Origin of the sequence: Aestuariivirga sp. (assembly GCF_044238155.1) — a bacterium.
Classification (GTDB): domain Bacteria; phylum Pseudomonadota; class Alphaproteobacteria; order Rhizobiales; family Aestuariivirgaceae; genus Aestuariivirga.
Window position 1 is genome coordinate 1 of the sequence record NZ_JBIIDX010000045.1, and the last position, 20,643, is coordinate 20,643.

The 20,643-nt window shown below is 62.3% G+C and carries 18 protein-coding genes and 1 pseudogene; 9 read left to right on the plus strand and 10 right to left on the minus strand.

Annotation, left to right across the window (positions count from 1 at the left end):
- The 4 genes and pseudogenes from ACILRN_RS06475 to speB form a co-directional block, all read right to left on the minus strand.
- A pseudogene (locus ACILRN_RS06475) lies at positions 1 to 212 on the minus strand (sugar ABC transporter substrate-binding protein); the annotation flags it as partial.
- Positions 213 to 271: 59 nt separating this feature from the next.
- Positions 272 to 1,333 (minus strand): ABC transporter permease, encoded by a 1,062-nt coding sequence (locus ACILRN_RS06480; RefSeq protein ID WP_395686678.1) that lies wholly within the window; start codon positions 1,331 to 1,333, stop codon positions 272 to 274.
- Between the two features lie 34 nt (positions 1,334 to 1,367).
- A complete protein-coding gene (locus tag ACILRN_RS06485; protein ID WP_395686646.1) occupies positions 1,368 to 2,108 on the minus strand; it encodes an ATP-binding cassette domain-containing protein in 741 nt (246 codons plus the stop codon).
- Between the two features lie 185 nt (positions 2,109 to 2,293).
- Positions 2,294 to 3,256 (minus strand): agmatinase, encoded by a 963-nt coding sequence (speB, locus tag ACILRN_RS06490; protein ID WP_395686648.1) that lies wholly within the window; start codon positions 3,254 to 3,256, stop codon positions 2,294 to 2,296.
- A gap of 137 nt (positions 3,257 to 3,393) precedes the next feature.
- Between speB and ACILRN_RS06495 the strand changes: the two genes are divergently transcribed.
- Positions 3,394 to 4,485 carry an NAD(P)/FAD-dependent oxidoreductase gene (locus ACILRN_RS06495; protein ID WP_395686650.1) on the plus strand — a complete coding sequence of 364 codons (1,092 nt, stop codon included), beginning with the start codon at positions 3,394 to 3,396 and terminating at the stop codon, positions 4,483 to 4,485.
- Positions 4,486 to 4,493: 8 nt separating this feature from the next.
- Here the strand turns inward: ACILRN_RS06495 and ACILRN_RS06500 are convergent, their stop codons facing one another.
- Positions 4,494 to 5,294, minus strand: a complete 801-nt coding sequence (locus ACILRN_RS06500) for a phytanoyl-CoA dioxygenase family protein (RefSeq protein WP_395686652.1) — start codon at positions 5,292 to 5,294, stop codon at positions 4,494 to 4,496.
- A gap of 104 nt (positions 5,295 to 5,398) precedes the next feature.
- Here ACILRN_RS06500 and ACILRN_RS06505 point away from each other — a divergent pair, with 104 nt between their 5' ends.
- Genes ACILRN_RS06505 through ACILRN_RS06515 form a run of 3 tightly spaced genes read left to right on the plus strand, consistent with a single transcriptional unit; the run spans position 5,399 to position 8,011 of the window.
- Positions 5,399 to 5,770 (plus strand): oligopeptide/dipeptide ABC transporter ATP-binding protein, encoded by a 372-nt coding sequence (locus tag ACILRN_RS06505; protein WP_395686654.1) that lies wholly within the window; start codon positions 5,399 to 5,401, stop codon positions 5,768 to 5,770.
- Complete coding sequence (locus ACILRN_RS06510; RefSeq protein WP_395686656.1) at positions 5,767 to 7,344, plus strand: 5-guanidino-2-oxopentanoate decarboxylase; 1,578 nt, start codon at positions 5,767 to 5,769, stop codon at positions 7,342 to 7,344. The genes ACILRN_RS06505 and ACILRN_RS06510 overlap by 4 nt, the downstream gene beginning before the upstream one ends.
- On the plus strand, positions 7,337 to 8,011 hold the full coding sequence (locus ACILRN_RS06515; RefSeq protein WP_395686658.1) for an HAD family hydrolase: 675 nt from the start codon (positions 7,337 to 7,339) through the stop codon (positions 8,009 to 8,011). Before ACILRN_RS06510 ends, ACILRN_RS06515 begins: the two co-directional genes overlap by 8 nt.
- Here ACILRN_RS06515 and ACILRN_RS06520 read toward each other — a convergent pair.
- Positions 7,995 to 8,480, minus strand: coding sequence for a fasciclin domain-containing protein (locus ACILRN_RS06520; protein ID WP_395686659.1), 486 nt, complete (start codon positions 8,478 to 8,480; stop codon positions 7,995 to 7,997). The two genes, ACILRN_RS06515 and ACILRN_RS06520, sit on opposite strands and share 17 nt — an antisense overlap.
- A gap of 166 nt (positions 8,481 to 8,646) precedes the next feature.
- On the opposite strand from ACILRN_RS06520, the gene ACILRN_RS06525 reads away from it, so the two are divergent.
- The 4 genes from ACILRN_RS06525 (at position 8,647) to ACILRN_RS06540 (ending at position 15,006) form a co-directional block, all read left to right on the plus strand.
- On the plus strand, positions 8,647 to 12,093 hold the full coding sequence (locus ACILRN_RS06525; RefSeq protein WP_395686661.1) for an acyl-[ACP]--phospholipid O-acyltransferase: 3,447 nt from the start codon (positions 8,647 to 8,649) through the stop codon (positions 12,091 to 12,093).
- Positions 12,090 to 13,355 carry an aconitase X gene (locus tag ACILRN_RS06530; protein ID WP_395686663.1) on the plus strand — a complete coding sequence of 422 codons (1,266 nt, stop codon included), beginning with the start codon at positions 12,090 to 12,092 and terminating at the stop codon, positions 13,353 to 13,355. Before ACILRN_RS06525 ends, ACILRN_RS06530 begins: the two co-directional genes overlap by 4 nt.
- Positions 13,352 to 13,762, plus strand: a complete 411-nt coding sequence (locus ACILRN_RS06535) for an aconitase X swivel domain-containing protein (RefSeq protein WP_395686665.1) — start codon at positions 13,352 to 13,354, stop codon at positions 13,760 to 13,762. The genes ACILRN_RS06530 and ACILRN_RS06535 overlap by 4 nt, the downstream gene beginning before the upstream one ends.
- 71 nt (positions 13,763 to 13,833) lie before the next feature.
- Positions 13,834 to 15,006 carry a pyridoxal phosphate-dependent aminotransferase gene (locus ACILRN_RS06540; RefSeq protein WP_395686666.1) on the plus strand — a complete coding sequence of 391 codons (1,173 nt, stop codon included), beginning with the start codon at positions 13,834 to 13,836 and terminating at the stop codon, positions 15,004 to 15,006.
- A gap of 12 nt (positions 15,007 to 15,018) precedes the next feature.
- On the opposite strand, the gene ACILRN_RS06545 is transcribed toward ACILRN_RS06540, so the two are convergent.
- Genes ACILRN_RS06545 through ACILRN_RS06560 form a run of 4 tightly spaced genes read right to left on the minus strand, consistent with a single transcriptional unit; the run spans position 15,019 to position 20,044 of the window.
- A complete protein-coding gene (locus ACILRN_RS06545) occupies positions 15,019 to 15,588 on the minus strand; it encodes a sarcosine oxidase subunit gamma (RefSeq protein ID WP_395686668.1) in 570 nt (189 codons plus the stop codon).
- Positions 15,581 to 18,499, minus strand: coding sequence for a sarcosine oxidase subunit alpha family protein (locus tag ACILRN_RS06550; protein WP_395686670.1), 2,919 nt, complete (start codon positions 18,497 to 18,499; stop codon positions 15,581 to 15,583). Before ACILRN_RS06550 ends, ACILRN_RS06545 begins: the two co-directional genes overlap by 8 nt.
- Positions 18,496 to 18,780 carry a sarcosine oxidase subunit delta gene (locus ACILRN_RS06555; RefSeq protein ID WP_395686672.1) on the minus strand — a complete coding sequence of 95 codons (285 nt, stop codon included), beginning with the start codon at positions 18,778 to 18,780 and terminating at the stop codon, positions 18,496 to 18,498. Before ACILRN_RS06555 ends, ACILRN_RS06550 begins: the two co-directional genes overlap by 4 nt.
- Positions 18,781 to 18,793: 13 nt before the next feature.
- A complete protein-coding gene (locus ACILRN_RS06560; RefSeq protein ID WP_395686674.1) occupies positions 18,794 to 20,044 on the minus strand; it encodes a sarcosine oxidase subunit beta family protein in 1,251 nt (416 codons plus the stop codon).
- A gap of 91 nt (positions 20,045 to 20,135) precedes the next feature.
- Between ACILRN_RS06560 and ACILRN_RS06565 the strand changes: the two genes are divergently transcribed.
- Positions 20,136 to 20,643 (plus strand): AraC family transcriptional regulator (locus ACILRN_RS06565; RefSeq protein ID WP_395686676.1); only part of this gene is annotated, 508 nt, incomplete at its 3' end.

Genomic DNA, 20,643 nt, shown 5'->3' on the forward strand with positions numbered 1-20,643 from the left:
CCGCCGCCATGTTCACCGGGGCCAATGTAAAGGCACTCGAATGCGCCACCGGACTCTGCCTCAGCCTTCTTGCAGCCATCACGGGCCTGGTCGAAGAACGGATTGTTCATGTTCTTCGGAACCAGCGCGAAGACGTACTTCGCCTGCGCGGCCGAGACGGCCATGGTCATGGCGCTGAGCGCCACGGCCGCCGTAATCAGAAACTTCTTCATTTCGGTCTTCCTCCACGTTTGTTGCTCACTGTGATGATCCCCGCAGTGATGACGGGCTCCTAGCGGTGCTTTCTGGGGAGGACCTTTTCCAGGGTGGCGGCGATCAGGGACTTGCCGCCGCTCTGGAGACCCAGCAGCACCGCGAGAATGATGAAGGCGCCAACGAACGCACCTTGCCAGTTGGAATCAATTCCGGCCATAAGCAGCGCGTTGCGGATAACCTCCAGAAAGGCTGACCCGATAACGGCACCGAAGGCCGTGCCCGCTCCGCCCATGAGATTTGCGCCGCCGATCACCGTAGCGGCGATGACGCGCAGCTCGTAGCCCTGGCCCATGGCATTGATGGCCGAACCCGTGTAGCCGAGCAGCAGCAAGGACGCGACGGCCGCAGTGAAAGCGGAGAACACATAGGCCTCGAACTTGATCCAGTCGACCGGAACACCGGTCAGGCGTGCCGCGCTCTCATTGCCGCCAATGGCGAAGAGATGACGGCCCCAGGGCGTGAAATTGAACTTGTAGCCCACCCACAGGGCGAGAACGATCATTACCCAGAAATGCGACGAGAATTCCGGGATCCAGTCGGGGATCCAGTCGCCCTCACTCTGTATCGGCCACTTGGCCTGGCCGATGGCCTTGACGATGGGAGCATCGGGACCGAACTTGTAGAGCATCTGATTGCCGGAAAACACCACGGCCAGAGACCGGGCGATCGACAGCATGCCAAGGGTCACGACAAAGGACGGCATGTTCACATAGGCAACGAAGAAGCCGTTGACCGCACCGCAGGCCAGACCGGTGAGAAGGCCAGCCGCAAAGGCCACGTACCACGGATATTCCCAGGTGAGGAACAGGCCAGCCACGATGGCCACGAGCCCCATGATGGAACCAACCGAAAGGTCAATGCCGCCGGTGATGATGACCACCGTCATGCCCAGCGCCATGATGCCAAAGGGCGCAAAGTTGCGGGTGATGTTGGAGGCATTGGCAACCGTGCCGAAACTCGGCTCCAGCGCGGCCATGAACAAGACGAGTATTGCCAGCGCCACCGCAACCCAGAAGGCCTGACTGGTCAGCACCCGCTGCAGAAGCGTCTGTTCCTTGATCTTTGCCACATCGGCAATGACGGCATGCGTGGTCTCGTTGGATTTGCTCGGCTCAGGCGGCACGGATTGCTCCTGTTATCAGGCCGGTGATTTCTTCGGGCGAAGTCCGGTCAGCATGTTTGTCCGCCACCTTGGTGCCACGGCGCAAAACGATGATACGGTCACACACTGCAAACACGTCAGGCATGCGGTGGCTGATCAGCATGACAGACACCCCTTGCGCCTTCATGCGGCGGATCAACTCGAGAACCTCCGCCACCTGCCGGACTGAAATCGCAGCCGTGGGCTCGTCCATCAGCACCAGCTGCGCACGCGAGAGGCGCGTGCGGGCAATCGCCACCGCCTGTCGCTGGCCGCCCGACATCTTGCGGACCAGGTCCCGCGGGCGGGTTTCGGACTTGAGTTCAGCAAAGAGTTCAGCCGACTTCTCGATCATCGCCTGCTTGTCGAGCACGCGAAAAGGCCAAGTCCCCTTGGTGATCTCACGGCCCAGAAACACATTTTGCGCGGCTGTCAGATTGTCGGCGATGGCCAGGTCCTGATAGACGACCTCGATGCCCTTGGCCCGCGCCTCAATGGGCTTGTGAAAATGGCAAACCTCACCGTTGACGGCAACCTCGCCCTCGCTCGGCGGAAAATTGCCGGCAATCAGCTTGACCATGGTGGACTTGCCAGCGCCGTTGTCACCCATCAGGCCAACGACTTCCCCTGCCTCAACCGCAAAGCTCACATCGCTCAGCGCCTGAATGGCCCCGAAGCTCTTGGAAACATTGCGCACTTCCAGAAGCGGCACGATACACCCTCCCACTCACGGCCAGGCTCTGTCGGCCCGTTGACGCAAAGTTGGCGCAAGGCCCGCGGAATTGCAACAAGAATTTCCAATATCAGGAATGCGCACAAGTTGTTGCAGGACAAAGGAAAGGCCATCAGCAGCTTTGCAAGCTGCCGGACCGCCAGATATCTGCCAGAAGGACCGCGTTACGTGCGCCGCTTCGCCACATCCTCCGCCATTGAACACAGAATCTCGAACATCATGGTGACGCCCGCATGGGCCGTGATGCCCGAAGGATCGAAGGGTGGGGAAACCTCCACCACATCTGCGCCTATTATGTTGAGTCCGCGCAGTTCACGCAGCATCTGCTGTGCCTGGAATGTCGTGAAGCCTCCCACCTCGGGCGTGCCTGTGCCCGGCGCATAGACGGGGTCCAGCATGTCGATGTCAAAGCTCACATAGATCGGCGCATCTCCTGCGATGCGGCGCGCCTCCGCCATGATCGCCCTGGGCCCTTTCTCCATCGCCTCCTCGATGCGCACCAGGCGCACGCCCATCTTCTCGCCCCATTCGAAATCATCAAGATCATACATCGAGCCGCGGAGGCCGATCTGGATGGTGCGCTTCGGGTCAAGAACACCCTCTTCGATTGCCCGGCGGAATGGCGTGCCATGCGTATATTTGAACCCGCCGAAATAGCCATCGTAGAGATCGGTATGGGCATCGAAGTGGATCATACCGACCGGTGCCTTCGCGCCCAGCGCGCGCAGCACGGGCAGCGAACACAGATGGTCGCCGCCTGCGACGAGCGGCCGGATCCCCTTGGCCACAAGCGCCCTGAAATAGGTTTCAACCCGTTTCAGTGCATCATCGACATTCGCAGGGTTCACCGGGCAGTCGCCAAGATCGGCGACATTGGCCAGCTCATAGGGCACGATATGCATTGTCTGGTGCATGGCTCGGATCATCGAGGACATGTCGCGCATCTGCCGCGGGGCGTGGCGCGGACCAGGGCGATTGGTGGTGCCCCCATCCCACGGGATGCCCACGAGGCCGATGTCGATACCCTCGGCCTGTTCGAGCGGTACGTGCGGAAGCCGCATGAAGGTGGCAATGCCACCAAAACGCGGCGTGACGAGCCCTGACATGGGCTTGTTGAAGGGAGCCATGGTCTGCCTCAATTGATGATAATCGTTTGCACCGCGTCTTTTGAACGTATGGGATACGGCATCTTCTCTCTCATGGCCACATGATGGAACGGAGAAGCATTCTTGCGCAAGGGGCCGGTTGAGGCTTATCTGATGCGATGAGCAGGGATTTCGACATTATCGTCATCGGGGCTGGCATCGCCGGGGCATCGGTGGCAGCCCATCTGGCCTCGACCCATCGTACCGCGATTTGCGAGATGGAAGCACGTCCAGGCTATCACACCACCAGCCGCTCCGCAGCCGTCTACGAGGCGAATTACGGTCCTCCTCCGATCCTGTCGCTAACCCGCGCCGCCCGGCACTATTTCGAGGAGGGAGGCTATCTCACACCGCGCGAGACCATCTTCTTGATGCCCGACAATCAGGAAACGGCATTCGAAAAGATGATGTCCATCCAGAAGGGCATGGAGGAGATCAGCATCGCCACGGCGCAGGAGAAGTTCCCGCTGCTGAGGGACGGCTACGCCCGACGCGCCGTTCTGGACCCTGGCGGCGCCGATATTGACGTTGATCTTCTGCATCAGTCCTATTTGCGGCTGTTCCGTCAGCGTGGCGGCGAAATCCACTGCGACAGGCCCGTCTCGGGGCTCGAGAAGACCGGGAACTGGACGGTACGCGCGGCGGATGAGGTGTTCACCTGCCGGATCATCGTGGACGCAGCAGGGGCCTGGGGAGACGCCGTGGCGCAGATGACGGGGCGCAAGCCGATCGGACTGCAGCCGAAGCGACGCTCGATGGCCGTCGTACCCAGCCCGCCGGGCGCTCAGATCACGTCCTGGCCGATGGTGGGGGATGTGGGCGAGACTTGGTACTGCAAACCGCAGTCCGGCAAGCTGCTCATCTCGCCAGCCGATGTCACGCCCGTCGAGCCCCATGATGCCTATGCAGACGAAATGACGCTTGCTGAGGGCATAAGCCGCTTCGAGCAGGCAGCAGCCTATGAGGTCACGCGCGTGGAGCGCAGCTGGGGCGGGCTTCGCTCGTTTGTGCCTGATGGCAACCCGGTGGTGGGTTATGACCGCCAGCAGGATGGCTTCTTCTGGCTGATCGGCCAGGGCGGCTATGGCATCCAGTCCGCACCTGCCCTGTCACGGCTTGCTGCGGCACTGGTTCGCGGCGAGGCGGCGCCGGCCGACATCATCGACGAAGGCCTTCGCCTGGAGGACATTTCTCCCCTGCGATTTTCCTGACCCCACCCTCAACCGGCCAGCAGCGGAAATTCCGGCGCATCCATGACTGCGCCATGTGCGAGCGTCACCTGACGGAAGGGCGGCGAGGTGACAACCCCTTCGCGGCGGGCAAAGCGGGCATTGTCACCCACGAGCCGCAACGAGAAGGCACGGCGCTGTTCCACCTTGCTCCTGTTGGCAGGCGCCCCGTGCAAGGTGAGATAGTTGAAGGCCACAGCATCGCCAGGCTCAAGTGCCCAGCCGAGAATCGTGTGGGCGCCACGGTTGCCATCGATGTCAGGCACCGGTTCGAGACCATCGTTTTCATTGAGCGCGGTCTTGTTGAACCGCTCGGGCCGGAAGTATTTGCCCCAGCGATGTGAACCAGCCACAAACTCAAGTGTCCGCTCTCGTGGCACGGGGTCCAGCGGAATCCAAAGAGAAACCGTGTCCGTGCCATCGACGCAGTAGTATGGCTGGTCCTGGTGCCAGGGGGTGGGCACATCGGCGCCCGGCTCCTTCACCAGCACATGTTCATGGAAAAGCCGCACGGTGCGCGTGCCCATGAGGGCGCGGCCGATCTCGCCGGCATCGGAATGGAAGATGAAGTCCTTATATTCGGGGATGCGCGCCCAGTTGCAGTAATCGCCCACGAAGCGGCCCGCCCCCTCCTTGCCCTGATAGATGCGGACATCGGCCGAAGGCTCCGCCAGATTTCGCGCAACACCTTCGCGTAGCGTCTCGATCCAGCCAGCGAAGGCCCCCCTTATCACGCAGGCGCCGTCACGGCGAAAGTCTTCGATTGTTCCGGGTTCCACAGGCATGGTCATTCTGGTCCTCCGTCAGACCCGCCTATCCTGCCAACGCAGAGCAGCCCCGTAAACATCCATCACGCAGATGGATGACGATGGACCAAGAAACGTGCTTAACTGGATTGCCATGGTTCATCAGCCACGATCTGTCGGTTGTCCGCCACATCGCAGATGAGGTGATGGTGATGTATCTGGGCCGCGCCGTGGAGCAGGGACCAAGGGAGGCGATTTTCGGCAATCCGCGGCACCCCTATACCAAGGCATTGCTGTCTGCGACGCCGCAGCCCGACCCCACGGCTAGGCGAGCGCGCGTCGTTCTCGCAGGCGAGCTTCCTTCTCCACTGAAGCCACCGTCAGGCTGCAACTTTCACCCACGCTGCCCAATCTGCTTCGATCCATGCATTGCCCTGGAGCCAGCCTTGCTTGCGCATGGAGCAAGCCTTGTGGCATGTCACGCAGTGAACAAACCCGAAGCCAGTACCGGATTGTCATGACCCAGCGCGCAGAACTCTCGACCGGTGAAGCGATCATAGACCTGCTGGAGGCCTATGGTGTCGATACGATCTTTGGCATTCCGGGGGTGCACAATGTTGAAATGTACCGGGCGCTGCCGCGCTCCGGGATCAGGCATGTTCTGGCCCGCCATGAACAGGGTGCGGGCTTCATGGCCGATGGCTATGCGCGGGCGACCGGCCGGCCCGGCGTGTGCTTCACCATCACCGGGCCGGGGCTTACCAATATTCTCACGCCGCTCGGTCAGGCGTGGTCCGATTCCAGCAATGTGCTGGTGATTTCCTCGGCCCTCGACATCGGGGATTCGGCGCAAGGGCGCGGCCGGTTGCATGAGATGATCGATCAGCGGGGAGCGGCGGCCAGCGTCACCGCGCTTGCGATGCGCGCTTATACGCCGAAGGACGTGCGCGACGGCGTGGCGCGGGCTTTCGCGCATTTTGCCAGCCAGCGGCCGCGCCCGGCCTATCTCGAAATTCCGCTCGATCTTCTGAAGGAACCGGCGGGCGGGGGCTGGGAGGCGCGCGGCCTGCCAGGGCTTCCCGCGCCCGCGGCAGGCGACATTGAAAGGGCCATTGCCAGGCTCAACGCTGCCAAAGCGCCGATGATCCTGCTGGGTGGCGGCGCGCTGCAGGCCGGCGGCGCGGCGCTGGAGATTGCCGAAAAGCTGAAGGCGCCGATCGTCACCACCACGGCGGGCAAGGGCGCCGTTCCCGCCAATCATCCGCTGTGCCTCGGCTATGTGATGGGCCATGACGCCATCTGGCGCATGTTCGCGGAGTCTGACGCCATTCTGTGTGCGGGCTCGGAGCTCTCGGAAACGGATTTCTGGAATGACCGCGTGGTCATTGAGAGGAATCTCATCCGTATCGATATCGATCCCGCGGTCATCAGCCGCCCGCATATGGCGGAGATCGCCATTCTCGGCGATGCCGGCCAAGCGCTGGCGGCGATCGCCAGGGGTATCGTGGCGCGGCCCGGCGAGGCGAAGGCGCAGTTCGATCACGGCGAGTCCGACCAGCTGCGCGTCATGCTGGCCAAAGTGCTAGGTGTCATCCGCGATGCCTTGCCGGAAGATACCGTGATCTGCTCCGACATGACGCAGATCGCCTATGCCGCCAATGAAATCTTCCCCGTCTCGCAACCGCGCAGCTGGATTCACCCGGTGGGATTCGGCACGCTGGGCTTTGCGCTGCCCGCCGGCATCGGCGCCAAGTTCGGCCGTCCGGATACGCCGGTGGCGGTGATGATCGGCGACTATGGCCTGCAATACACAATCAATGAGCTGGGCACGGCGGCGGAACACAAGCTGCCCATCATCGTGCTGCTGTGGAACAATGACGCGCTGGGCCAGATCCGCGACGACATGGTGCGGAAAGGTATCCAGCCCAATGCGGTAACGCTCAGGAACCCTGATTTCCAGATGCTGGCGCGGGCCTATGGGCTGCGCGCCGACCGGCCGGACAGCCTTAAGGCACTGGCCGCCGCCATCCGCGCGGCACTCAGTTCCGATGGCCCGACGCTGATCGAGATGACGCCGCGCATGGTCCATGGATAGCGCCGTCATCTTCGATGTCGATGGCGTGCTGCTTGACCTTACGGGTGCCGAAGAAGATGCGTTTTTCCTCGCCTTTGAGCGCCGCTATGGCCTCACCGGCCTGTCACGCGACTGGGACAGCTACCAGGTGCGCAACGACGAGCACATCATTTCCGAGATTCTGTCGCGCCACGGCCTGCCGGCGGCGGACCGTGATGGAGTGATTGCCGATTACCTCGCGATCCTGTCGCAGGGCTTCGGCAGCGGGGCGCTGCGCGCCACGGTGATTCCGGGCGCGAATGCGCTGCTCGACGATCTCAGAGGATCGCGGCTTGGGATTGCGACGGCCAATCTGCTGGCCGCCGCGCAGCTGCGGCTTGACGCGGCGGGGCTGTGGCCGCCGGTGCGGGCGCTGGCCTTCGGCGCGGAGGGTTCCGGCCACAAGCGCGAGACGGTAGCGCGGGCCATTGCCGAAACTGGGCTGCCGCGCAACCGCATCGTCTATATCGGAGACAATCTGAACGACGTCGACGCCGGGCTCAGCAATGGCGTGCATTTTGTCGGTTTCAGTATGGATGACGCCCGCCGCGCGAAACTCACGGCGGCGGGCGCAAGATATGCTGCGGACAATCACGCCCAGACGGGCATCATTATCCGGCAGTTGCTTGGTGTCACTTCGGCAGAATGACAGCGTCAATCACGTGGATGACGCCATTGTCGGTGACGATGTCGGCCTGGATGACCTTGGCGCCGTCAACCGTAACACCGTCCTTGCCGTTGATTGTGACCTCGGAGCCCTGCACTGTCTTGGCCTTGGTCTCCTTGCCGGCCAGATCGGCCGCCATGACCTTGCCGGGCACCACGTGATAGGTCAGGATGGCAACCAGCTTGTCCTTGTTTTCCGGCTTCAACAGGTCATCGACAGTTCCGGCGGGCAGCTTGGCAAAGGCCTCGTCAGTCGGCGCGAACACCGTGAAGGGACCCGGGCCCTTGAGCGTGTCCACCAGTCCAGCCGCTTCAACGGCAGCGACCAGCGTCTTGAAACTGCCAGCCGACACAGCGGCATCAACGATATCAGCCGCATAGGCCTGAACCGACAGGGCAAAACCCGACACAGCAAATGCCGCAGCTGCGGCAAGCGTACGAAGACGCGTCATCTTGGAAACTCCTCTTGTCATAATTGACAGGACCCATTACGGCTCCGGGTACCATCCAGTTCATTCACATCCGATCACAAAAAATTTTTCGGCGTTTGATGATCCGCCACAGCTCTGACATAGTTTGCCGGACCAACATACCAACCTTACAGGAACAGACAGATCGATGATCGGCGAAACCAAGACGGCACAAAGTCAGTTCGCAATCCTTCAATCGCGCTCATTCCTGCCTCTCTTCGTCACGCAGGCCATCAGCGCCTTCAATGACAACGCCGTGCGCAACGGCATCGCCATCCTGATCACCTATGACCTTGCGATCCGCTTCGGCTTCGACGCCGGCCTGTTCGTGCAGGCGGGGCTGGGGCTGTTCATGCTGCCCTATTTCCTGTTTTCAGGCATTGCCGGGCAGCTGGCGGACAAGTTTGACAAGGCCCTGCTCTCACGCTGGATCAAGGTTTTCGACCTCTTTGCCATGACACTTGGCGCCTTAAGCCTGTGGCTTGAAAATCCACACTTGCATCTTGTGGTCCTGTTCCTCGCCGGAACGACGGCCGCATTTTTTGGTCCGATCAAGTACGGCATCCTTCCGCAATACCTGAAACGTGAAGAGCTGATAGCCGGCAACGCTCTGATCGAGCTTGGCACGTTCGTGACGATTCTGATCGGCACGCTGTTTGGTGGCTTTCTGGTGCTCAGCGACATTGGCCGGCCGATACTGGCTGCTGTCATCATCATCCTCGCCCTGATTGCGCTTGCCTGTGCGTTCCAGATGCCAACGGCACCCGGCGACAGCACAATCCGCTTCGACTGGAACATCCCCCGCCAGACCCTGAAGCTGATCTCATACGCGCGCGAACGCACCGACGTATTCTGGTCAGTCATTGGTGCATCTTGGTTCTGGTTTCTTGGCGCGGCGATCATGGCGCAGCTGCCGGTCTTCACGCGCGATGTGCTGCTATCCAACGAAGCGCTTGCCAATTGCTTCATAGGTCTGTTCACGATTGGCATTGGCGCGGGGTCTCTCCTCACCAATGCGCTGCTGAAGGGCGATGTGTCGCCACGCTATGTCCCCGTTGCATCCATCATGATGACGATCTTCCTGATCGATCTCTATTTCGCGTCAGGCTTCATCAATGCGGCGCTGGCGGGCACCTCCGGCAATGGACTCGTGGCTTTCTTCTCTCACGGGCAGGGCTGGAGGGTCGCCCTGGATCTGTTCCTCATTGCCTTTTTTGGCGGTCTCTACGCCGTGCCGCTCAATGCCATCATGCAGCACCGCGCCAATCCATCCCGTCGCTCCCGGGTCATTGCAGCCAATAACCTGATGAATGCCGTATTCATGGTGGCCTCGGCATTGGCAGGCGCAGTTCTGCTGAAGGTGATGTCGGCACAGGGCTTCTTCCTGCTTCTAGGCCTTGCCAATGCTGTCGCCTCGGTCTTCGTGGCCCGCCTACTGCCTCAGGATCTGGGGGCGACGATCGTGCGCTTCCTGTTCCGCCTATTCTACCGCGTCGAGATCAAGGGGGCAGAAAACTATCGCGCTGCAGGCCGCCGGGTGGTCGTCATCGCCAATCATACCTCCTATCTCGACGGTCCCCTGCTCTCTGCCTTTCTGCCAGAGCGTGCCTGCTTTGCAATCAACACCCACGTCGCAGCCAGATGGTGGGCAAAGCCTGCCTTCCTGCTTGCCGACATGATTGCACTCGACCCCGCCAATCCGCTGGCGCTCAGGGCGCTGGTGGACAATCTGAAGCGTGGCCGCAAGGTGGTCATATTCCCAGAGGGTCGGCTGACGGTTACTGGCGCACTGATGAAAGTGTATGAAGGCCCGGCAGCCATTGCCGGGATGGCCAAGGCGCGGGTGCTGCCAGTCCGTATTGATGGAGCGATCTACACGCCGTTCTCACATATGCGCGGCAAGCTTCGGCTCCGGTGGTTTCCAAAGATCACGATCACTATCCTGCCACCTGTAAAGTTCGATACGCCTGATGGCGTGCGTGGCGCCAGTCTGCGTGATCACCAGGCTAATGAACTTTATGATGTCATGACCGACATGGTGTTCCGAACATCAAACATCGACTGTACGCTGTTCCAGTCCCTTCTCGACGCACGGCATGTTCATGGTGGCGGCCATATCGTGCTTGAGGATATTCAGCGAACGCCCATCAATTACAACCGGCTTATCATGGCGAGCTTCATGCTTGGGCGGAGGATGGCCGGCTTGACACCTGGCGAGCGCAACATCGGCATCCTGCTGCCCAATGCCATCGGCAACTGCGTGAGCGTCTTCGGATTGCATGCGTTCGGCCGCGTCCCTGCCATGCTGAATTTTTCCACTGGCGCCGTAAACATGGCTGCGGCCTGCGCCGCGGCGGAAATCAGAACGATCGTCACATCCCGCCGTTTCATCGAAGCAGGCAACATGCAAGATGATCTGGCTGTCCTGGGCGACGGCCGCTCCATCATCTACCTTGAGGATCTCCGCGCCAGACTGTCGCCGCGCGATAAGCTATACGGGCTTTTTGCAAGCATCTTCCCCCGGCTGGCGCTGAGGTGGGCAGGCTGCCAGAATGACGCCAACGCCCCGGCCGTCATCCTCTTCACCTCAGGTTCGGAGGGGTTGCCAAAGGGCGTCGTGCTGTCACACCGCAATCTTCAGGCCAACCGCTTTCAGGCGGCAGCACGCATTGCCTTCAATACGTCAGACGTGGTGTTCAACTCACTGCCGATGTTTCACGCCTTCGGACTGACCGGCGGTACGCTGCTTCCAGTGCTGTCGGGGCTCAGGACCTTCCTGTACCCATCGCCACTGCACTACAAGGTGGTTCCGGAACTCTGCTATGAATCGAACGCAACGGTCCTGTTCGGAACCGATACTTTTCTCATGGGCTATGCCCGAAGTGCCCACCCCTATGATTTCTTCAATGTCAGGCTGGTTGTTGCGGGCGCCGAGCGCGTAAGGCCAGAGACGCGCACCATGTGGATGGAGAAGTTTGGGCTCCGGATCCTGGAGGGATATGGCGCAACAGAGTGCGCTCCGGTGGTGGCCGTCAATACGCCAATGCATTTCAGGGCAGGCACCGTTGGGCGTTTTCTGGACCAGATCGAGCACCGCCTCGAACCCGTAGCCGGCATCGAAGACGGAGGGCGATTGTTCGTCAAGGGCCCCAACATCATGCTTGGTTACCTGCGCGCCGATCAGCCAGGCATTCTGCAGACGCCGGCTGACGGCTGGTATGACACCGGCGATATTGTGCGTGTGGATGCCGACGGCTTCGTGACGATACTTGGCCGGGCCAAACGCTTCTCCAAGATTGCCGGCGAGATGGTGTCGCTAACCCGGGTAGAGCAAGTGATCTCGGAAGCATTTCCCGAGTCCGGGCATGCGGTGGTTGCTGTGCCTGATGCACGCAAAGGCGAACAGCTCGTCCTGTTCACCACCGATTCCGGCCTTGATGTGCAGCAGGTGACCGAGGCTTTCAAGACACGCAGCTTGCCAGCCCTGCTGGCGCCACGCCAGATCATCGGGATTGATGAGATTCCGGTTCTGGGATCGGGAAAGACAGACTATGTCACGCTTGGCAGGCAGGCCATGGAAAAGGTTGCCTCGTGACCCTGGTGCTGTCGGATGAGGCGCGCGGCATGCTCGAGGGTCAGGCTGGCAAGGCCATGCAGCTGGCGATGCGCCTGGTGGAAAAGGCCGCAGGCATCATGGGAGCAGTTCGGCTGATCCCCATTTCATTTGCCCATCTGGATGCATGTTTCTACACCGGGCGGGCGCATCTTGACTTCATTCGCTTCCTCATCACCAACGGGGCGGCTCTCCGGGTTGAGACCTGGACAAACAATGGCGTGGTCAGCCTCGCGGATCCTGCCTTGAGACCCAGATCCGAGGATCCGGAGATGGTTGATGGCGCTGCTGACGTGATGCGGCTCTACGAACAGCTTGGCGCGCGGCCCACCTGGACATGCGCACCCTACCAGCATCCCGGCGGCCCCGGCTTGGGCGACCATATAGCGGTAGGCGAGTCCAATGCCGTGGCCTACTATAATTCGGCAGTTGGTGCTCGCACCAACAAATATGGGGACTACCTCGATGTTGCCTGTGCGCTGACAGGGCTTGCTCCCGACGCAGGGTTTCACCGCGACGAAAACCGCAAGGCGAGCCTCCACCTGGACTGCACCCAGCTGCCAGAAAGCTGGCGACGGGAGGATCTGTTTGCTCATCTCATCGGTCATCATATGGGCAGGCTTGCCGGACGGCGCGTGCCAGTCGTATCCGGTCTGCCCACGAACAGTCCCAAAGACGCACTGAAAGCGATCAGTTCGGCGGCGGCCTCATCCGGCGGCGTTGAGCTGTGGCACGGCTGTGGCATCACGCCTGAAGCGCCCGATCTGAGCACGGTCTTCACCGCGGGCGAGCTCCATCGCGTGACCGCGGACGATCTGCGGCGCGCTCACCGTGAACTCACAACTGCAGCGGATGGGCCTCTTGACGCGGTAGCTCTTGGAACGCCCCATTTTTCTCTGACTGAGTTTGAACAGCTCGTGAAGCTGCTCGATGGCCGGAAGACAAGCCAGGGTCTTCCTGTCCTGGTCTCAACAAGCCGCGTGGTTCGCACGCTGGCACAAGAGCGGGGCTTGATCGAAGTACTGAGGGCAGCAGGCATCGACGTGCCAGTGGATGTCTGCACCTATTATTCGCCGCGCGTGCGTGGCTTGCGCGGCCGCATCATGACCAATTCGGCAAAATGGGCCTATTATGCGCCAGGCATGCTGGGTGTTGAGGTCTGCTTCGGCTCGCTGCGCGAATGCGTCGAAAGTGCCGTACGGGGCGAGGTGTGGCGCGATCCCCAGCTGTGGACATCGGCATGACGCTTGTCTCACGAATACTGGCAGGCGGGTCGACAGAGGGCGCCGTCCTGGCGCTGGATGAGCCCCTGAGCTTCTGGGGCGCCTTCAATCCGCGAACAGGCGTCATCCTCGATGTCCATCACCCGCAGTGCGGACGGTGCGTCTCCGGAACCGTCATCGTCATGAGCGAAACCCGCGGGTCTGGCTCTGCACCGGGCGCAATCGCAGAAGCGATCCGCCTGCGGACCGCCCCGGCGGCAATCATTCTGGCCATTGCCGATGTCAATCTGGCGATTGGCGCCGAGGTTGCGGCGACGCTGTATGGACGGTCCTGTACCATAGCCTGCGTAGACAAGGGCGTGCTTGCAATCCTTCGGAATGCCAGCTGCCTGCGCATTGCAGCAGATGGCGCACTGACGCCGATCTGATGAGGGCTTCCGCCCCGGTTCCCCTGCCGCGGGTAATCGGCTAGAAGCAGCCCCAGCCAAGAGGGCGCAAGATGAAATTTGCAAGAGTCACCGCACGGCTCGACGGACTTGGATCCGAGAAATGGGCAGTTCACATCGAGGGCAAGCGCCGCGCAGCCCTTGGAGAGTCGATGATTTTCCTGTCGATCGGTGAGCCTGACGCGCCACCACCCGCGGCCATATTGGAGGAGGCTAGGCGATCAATGCACGCTGGTCGCCTGCGCTATGCTGACGGGCGCGGAGAGCCAATCGCCCGCAAGGCCCTGGCTGCCCACTACAGCCGGCAAACGGGTCGGCACATCGGCGAGAACCAGATCATATGCCTGCCAGGCACCCAGACGGCGCTCTTTGCAGCGATGATGACCCTCGTTGATGAGGGCGACGAGGTGTTGATGGCGGACCCCTACTACGCAACATACGAGGGCGTCATTGCAGCCGCGGGAGGCATTCCGGTTCCGGTGCGCGTCGATCCCGACCAGGGCTTTCACCTCAAGATGGATGCCCTGGAACGCGCGGTCACGTCGCGCTCACGCGTGCTGCTGATGAACACACCTTCGAACCCGACCGGCGCGGTGCTCACGCGGGCGGAGATCGAGCAGATCGGTCAGGTCTGCGAGCGACACGATCTCTGGATCGTTTGTGATGAGGTCTATGCCACCCTGACGTATGGCAGCACCGTGTTCGCCTCGCCCTTTGACATAGACCGCCTCGAAAAGCGAACCGTAGTCGTGTCGTCAATTTCGAAGTCTCATGCCATTCCAGGCTTTCGTTGTGGCTGGCTGGCGGCCTCAGCCGAGTTCTGCAACCATTGCACTCCCGTGACCGAAACGATGCTGTTTGGATCTCAGGCTTTCCTGCAGGATGCGATGGCCTTTGCCATCAGCAATCATTTCCCTGAAATTGACGCGATGAAACAAGATTACGAGACCCGCGCCCGGGCGCTGGTCCAGGCGCTCGGCAACGGGCGCAAGGTATCAGCCCGCATGCCCGAGGGCGGCATGTTCGTCATGATTGATGTGCGCAACACGGGACTCTCAGGCGAAGCCTTCGCATGGCGCCTGCTCGAGGAGGAAAAAGTCGTCACCATGCCCGGCGAGAGCTTCGGCGCTGGCGGGGCAGGCCATTTGCGGGTGGCGCTCACCGTGGGCGAGCAAGACATTACGGAAGCCTGCAAGCGGATCGCGCGGCTGGCGGAACGAATATAGCGGCCCTTCCGCCTATACCACCTGGTAGCCGAACTCTTCCGCCTGTTCGGTGATCCATTCCCAGAAGCTTTCGGAGAAGCCCCGGAACACTGACAAGTCGTAGACGTCATCGCCTACGCGTGTCAGGTGGACGCCGACATGCGCCATCTGGGTCATCGCCGATTTGCCGATGGGAAATTCGTCCGGGTGCAGATCGACCGGCGTTCCCTTGGCCAGCACGGCGCGGGCCTTGGGCCCGGCGATGCGGATGACCACGCGGCCATGGCTCTGGTCGCTCACCGAGGCGGCGGCGCCGAGCTTATGCTTTAGTTCATTGCACAGCGCGCCTTCGCCGCGGCCTTCGGCCAGCACGAAATACTGGCCGGGTCCGGCCCATTGCGCATCATAGCCCCTGAGTGCGGCGGCGGTGGCCTCGCCCTGTCCGGCCCGGGCGATCACCGTGACGATCGACAAAGGATGGCGGATGCTGAAGCTTGCGCCCGGCGCGCCCTTGCTGGCGCCGAAACGGCCTTGCACGGCGATATCGCGCAGCGGCGAGAAGCGTGTGAAGTGACGGTCTGTCATGGCGGCGGCCTCAGGCATGGAGCCTCTTGTTTTCCTTGTCGAAATGCATCGGATCGCAGATCTCGCCCATCACCCGGGCGCCACGCAGGCCGTCCCACACCTGCACGGTCTCGCCATGGCGGGCGCGGCCATTGGCCAGCAGCGCCAGGCCGATCCACATGTTGAGCATCGGCGACCAGGCCACCGAGGTCACATAGCCCTGGTCATTGGCCATCGACGGCGTGTCATCCTTCTTGAGGAGATGCGCGCCGGAGCGGATGCGGTCTTCGGGGTCCACCGGCCGGATGCCGACCACGCACTGGCGGTTGGGGTCGGTCAGGCCCTCGCGCTGCGCCATCATGCGGCCGATATAGTCCTTTTTAGACGACATCATCTTGCCGAGGCCGAGATCGCCCGCCGTCGTCGTGCCGTTGAGCTCGCCGCCCGCCACATGGCCTTTCTCGATGCGCATGATCGACAGCGCCTCGACGCCATAGGGCACGATGCCGAATTGAGCGCCCGCCTGCATTACCGCGCGCGCCACCATGCTGCCGTAGTCGGCGGGCACGGCCAGCTCATAGGCATGCTCGCCCGAGAAGGAGATGCGGAACAGCCGCGCCGGAATGCCGCCCATGACGGTGATTTCCAGCGCCGCCATATAGGGCGTTGTCGTGTCATTGAGTTCGAAGCCGTCAACGATCTTCTGCAGCGTGGCGCGGGACCTTGGCCCAGCCACCGCCATCTGCGCCCATTGCTCGGTGACTGACACGTAGGTCACGTCAAGATCGGGGAACAGCGCCTGATGCGCGAACTCCATCTGGGCCATCACCTTGGCAGCATTGGCGGTGGTGGTGGTCATCACGAAATGATCTTCCGCCAGCCGTGAGGTGGTGCCGTCGTCATAAACGATGCCGTCCTCGCGCAGCATCAGGCCGTAGCGCGCCTTGCCGATGGCGAGTGTCGAGAAGGTGTTGCAATAGAGCCTGTCGAGGAAGGCGCCAGCGTCCTTACCCTGCACGTCGATCTTGCCGAGTGTCGAGACATCGCAGATGCCAACGCTCTTGCGCGTCGCCAGCACCTCGCGCGAGGCTGACGCGAGCCAGTCTTCTCCGGCCTGCGGGAACCACGAGGAGCGCATCCACAACCCGGTTTCGACGAAGACCGCGCCCAGTTCCTCCGCCCAGTCATGCAGCGGCGTCTTGCGCACCGGCTGGAAATGATGGCCAGTGAACGGGCCCGCGAAAGCGCCGAAGGACACCGGCGTATAGAAAGGCCGGAAAGTGGTGGTGCCCACCTTGTCCATGGACCGGCCGGTGGCTTCGGCCAGAATGGCGATGGCGTTGACATTGCCGAGCTTGCCCTGATCGGTTGCCATGCCGGTGGTGGTATAGCGCTTGGCCAGCTCGACATCCCTGTAGCCCTCGCGCGCGGCGAGCGGCAGGTCCTTGGCGGTGGCGTCGTTCTGATAGTCGATGAAGGCCTTGCCGCGGCTGTCCTTCACCCACCACAAGGGCGCAATGGCGAAAGACTCGTCACGGCAGCGGGGCACTGCAATGGACTTGCCGTCCGCCGCACCCTTCGCCGCGCCATCGGCCAGGCATTCGGACAGCAGCATCTTGCCCGCCGCAGAGCCCGCCGCCGTGAAGGCAGCGCCGGTGTCGGGCGGCAGGAAGGCGAGGAGGCTCTGGTCCCAGCGCGGCTTCAGCCCGCGGTGGCAGGTGAGGTTGACGATCGGGCTCCAGCCGCCGGACATGGCGACGGCCTCGCAGTCAATGTGGGTGCCGTCATCAAGCTCGATGCCGGTCACGGCCTTCTTGCCGATCACATCCCTGACCGTCCGCCCACGGAGCACCGGAATGCCGCCGCTGCCGGCCGTCGAGTCCGCGCGGCTGTCGACGATCACCTCCACCTGCACGCCCTGCGCCTTGAGGTCACGCGCCGTGCGATAGGCCGAGTCATTGTTGGCGAACACCGCAATTGCGCGGCCCGCCGCCACGCCGTAGCGGTTGGCATAAGTGCGCATCGCCGAGGCCAGCATGACGCCCGGCACATCGTTGCCGCCGAAGGCCACCGGACGTTCTTCCGCGCCCGCCGCCAGCACGGCGCGCTTGGCGATGATGCGCCAATAGCGCTGCCGGGGTTCATAGGGATCAGGTTCGGCGACATGATCGTTCACACGCTCCACGGCGCCGAACACATTGCCGTCGAACCAGCCCATCACCGTGGTGCGCGGCATCAGCGTGACGTTTGGCAATGAGGCGAGTTCGGCGAGAACGCCGTGCGCCCAGTCCACGCCAGACTTGCCGTCAATCTCCTCGCGTTCGTTCAGCAGCGAGCCGCCGAGCCTGGCGCCTTCATCGGCGAGGATCACCCGTTCGCCCGCGCGGGCGGCGGCCAGCGCCGCCATCAGGCCGGTGGGGCCGGAGCCGATCACCAGCAGGCCGCAATGGGCATAGGCCTTTTCGTATTTGTCGGGGTCGGGGAGCTTCGATGCCGTACCGAGGCCCGCGGCGCGGCGGATCAGCGGCTCGTAGATCTTTTCCCAGAAGCTCTTCGGCCACATGAAGGTCTTGTAGTAGAAACCCGCGACGAAGATCGACGAGGCCAGCGAGTTGACGGCGCCGATGTCGAATTCGAGCGACGGCCAGCGGTTCTGGCTGGTGGCGGTGAGCCCGTCATAGAGCTCGATCATGGTGGCCCGCGTGTTGGCCTCCTTGCGGCCGCCCTCGCGCAGCTCGACGAGCGCGTTTGGCTCGGCAGCACCGGCGGTGATGACGCCGCGCGGACGGTGATATTTGAACGACCGGCCCATCAGATGGACGCCATTGGCCATCAGCGCCGAGGCCAGCGTGTCGCCAGCAAGGCCGGTGAACGGCTTGCCGTCGAAGCGGAAGGACAAGGCCGAGCTGCGGTCGACGAGGCCGCCCTTTTCCAGACGATAGGAGGTCATGCCTTTGCTCCCTTCGCCCTGGCATGGTCACGCGCTGTCACGGCGCCGTAGACCTCATGCGTTTCGGTGTTGCGAGTGACGACGAGCCAGGCGCGGCAGCCGCCCGAGTGATGGGCGAATTCCTCGAAGCGGCCGCGCGGATTGTTGCGGAGATAGACATAGTCGAACCACTGTTCCATCGAGGACGGATCGTTGGTCGTGGGCCTGGTCACCGAGGCATCGCCGAGGAAGGTAAATTCCTCGACCGGCCTGGTTCCGCAATGGGGGCATGGGATGAGCATGGCTGATGATCCGTCAGTGCAGGTTCGGTGTGGCGCCCTGGCCTTTTTCGTCGAGCATGTGGCCGGTGCGGAACCGGTCGAGACGATAGGCGGCGTTGAGCTTGTGAGGTTCGTCCTTGGCAATCGTATAAGCGAAGCACCAGCCCGAGGCTGGCGTGGCCTTGAAGCCGCCGTAGCACCAGCCGGTGTTGAGATAGAGGCCCTGCACATGGGTCTTGTCGATGATCGGCGAGCCGTCCATCGACATGTCCATGATGCCGCCCCAGGAGCGCAGCACCCGCACCCTGGCGAGCGAGGGGATCATCGCGACGCCCGCCTCCACCACATGCTCCACCATCGGCAGGTTGCCGCGCCGGGCATAGGAATTATAGCCGTCAATGTCACCGCCGAACACGAGCCCTCCCTTGTCCGATTGCGAGACATAGAAATGGCCCGCCCCGAAGGTAACGACGCCGTCGATATAGGGCTTGAGGCCCTCGGACACGAAGGCCTGCAGCACATGGCTCTCCACGGGAAGCTTCATGCCGGCCATGGCCGCCGTTTCAGAGGAGTTGCCGGCGGTGGCGAGGCCCAGCTTCTTGCACTTGATGAAGCCCCTGTTGGTATCAACGCCAATGACCTTGCCGTTCTCGATGCGGATTCCCGTCACCTCGCAATGCTGGATGATGTCGACGCCGCGGCTGTCGGCGCCGCGCGCATATCCCCAGGCAACGGCGTCATGGCGCACCGTGCCGCCGCGCCGCTGCAGAAGCCCGCCCTTGATCGGAAAGCGTGCGTTGTCATAGTCGAAGAACGGATACATTTCGCGCACCGCCGCGCGGTCCAGCAATTCGGCGTCGACGCCGTCGATCCGCATGGCGTTGCCGCGCCGTGCGAAGGCGTCGCGCTGGGCGTCGGTGTGGCAGAGGTTGAGGACACCGCGCTGCGAGACCATGGCGTTGAAATTGAAGTCCTGCTCCAGGTTCTCCCACAGCTTCATCGACCATTCGTAGAACGGGTTGTTGCCGGGCAGCATGTAGTTGGAGCGGATGATGGTGGTGTTGCGGCCGATGTTGCCGGAGCCGAGCCAGCCCTTCTCCAGCACCGCGACATTGGTGAGGCCATGTTCCTTGGCCAGGTAATAGGCGGTCGACAGCCCGTGTCCGCCGCCGCCCACGATGACGATGTCATATTCCGGCTTCGGCTCCGGGTCCCGCCAGGCGGGCTGCCACTGGCTGTGGCCGGAGAAGGAGTTCTTGATGAGGGAAAAGACGTTGTAGCGCATGCTCAAGTCCTGACGGAAACCAACCTTTCCTCTAGCCCAGCAGGTCAGTTCCGTCTTGCATGTTAGAGCCATTTCCTGATAAAAAAAAGCCATGAACGATGTGCCTCAGACTGTCGGCTTCCTGCTCATCCCTGGCTTCGCGCTGATGTCCTATGCCTCGGCGGTCGAACCGCTGCGAGCCGCCAACCTGCTGGCGCAGAAAGAGCTCTACCGCTGGGTTCATATCTCGCCCGGGCCGGCCACGGTCAGCGCGTCGTGCGGGGCCACGGTGCCCTGTCCTGTCGTGGCTGGCGGGTCGGTCGAACTCGACCTGCTTCTGGTCTGCGCCGGTGGCAGACCAACCAGCTTCCGCGACCGCACGACATTACGCTGGCTCAAATCGCTGGCAGGGCGCGGCATGCGGATCGGCGGGGTGTCGGGTGGGCCGGTGATCCTGGCGCGGGCCGGCATCATGGACGGCTATCACATGACAGTTCACTGGGAACATGCGCCAGCAGTCGCTGAAGCATTTCCCAACGTGCTGCTGTCTCGATCCATCTACATCATCGACCGTAGCAGATTGACATGTGCTGGCGGCACCGCGCCACTGGACATGATGC

What these genes read in the sequence shown, in the direction of transcription:
- ACILRN_RS06495 (WP_395686650.1), top strand. Translation starts at nt 3,394, where the DNA reads ATGAGCAGGGATTTCGACATTATCGTCATCGGGGCTGGCATCGCCGGG.
- ACILRN_RS06510 (WP_395686656.1), top strand. Translation starts at nt 5,767, where the DNA reads ATGACCCAGCGCGCAGAACTCTCGACCGGTGAAGCGATCATAGACCTG.
- ACILRN_RS06525 (WP_395686661.1), top strand. Translation starts at nt 8,647, where the DNA reads ATGATCGGCGAAACCAAGACGGCACAAAGTCAGTTCGCAATCCTTCAA.
- ACILRN_RS06515 (WP_395686658.1), top strand. Translation starts at nt 7,337, where the DNA reads ATGGATAGCGCCGTCATCTTCGATGTCGATGGCGTGCTGCTTGACCTT.
- speB (WP_395686648.1), bottom strand. Translation starts at nt 3,256, where the DNA reads ATGGCTCCCTTCAACAAGCCCATGTCAGGGCTCGTCACGCCGCGTTTT.
- ACILRN_RS06545 (WP_395686668.1), bottom strand. Translation starts at nt 15,588, where the DNA reads ATGCCTGAGGCCGCCGCCATGACAGACCGTCACTTCACACGCTTCTCG.
- ACILRN_RS06555 (WP_395686672.1), bottom strand. Translation starts at nt 18,780, where the DNA reads ATGCTCATCCCATGCCCCCATTGCGGAACCAGGCCGGTCGAGGAATTT.
- ACILRN_RS06540 (WP_395686666.1), top strand. Translation starts at nt 13,834, where the DNA reads ATGAAATTTGCAAGAGTCACCGCACGGCTCGACGGACTTGGATCCGAG.
- ACILRN_RS06520 (WP_395686659.1), bottom strand. Translation starts at nt 8,480, where the DNA reads ATGACGCGTCTTCGTACGCTTGCCGCAGCTGCGGCATTTGCTGTGTCG.
- ACILRN_RS06560 (WP_395686674.1), bottom strand. Translation starts at nt 20,044, where the DNA reads ATGCGCTACAACGTCTTTTCCCTCATCAAGAACTCCTTCTCCGGCCAC.
- ACILRN_RS06550 (WP_395686670.1), bottom strand. Translation starts at nt 18,499, where the DNA reads ATGACCTCCTATCGTCTGGAAAAGGGCGGCCTCGTCGACCGCAGCTCG.
- ACILRN_RS06500 (WP_395686652.1), bottom strand. Translation starts at nt 5,294, where the DNA reads ATGACCATGCCTGTGGAACCCGGAACAATCGAAGACTTTCGCCGTGAC.
- ACILRN_RS06535 (WP_395686665.1), top strand. Translation starts at nt 13,352, where the DNA reads ATGACGCTTGTCTCACGAATACTGGCAGGCGGGTCGACAGAGGGCGCC.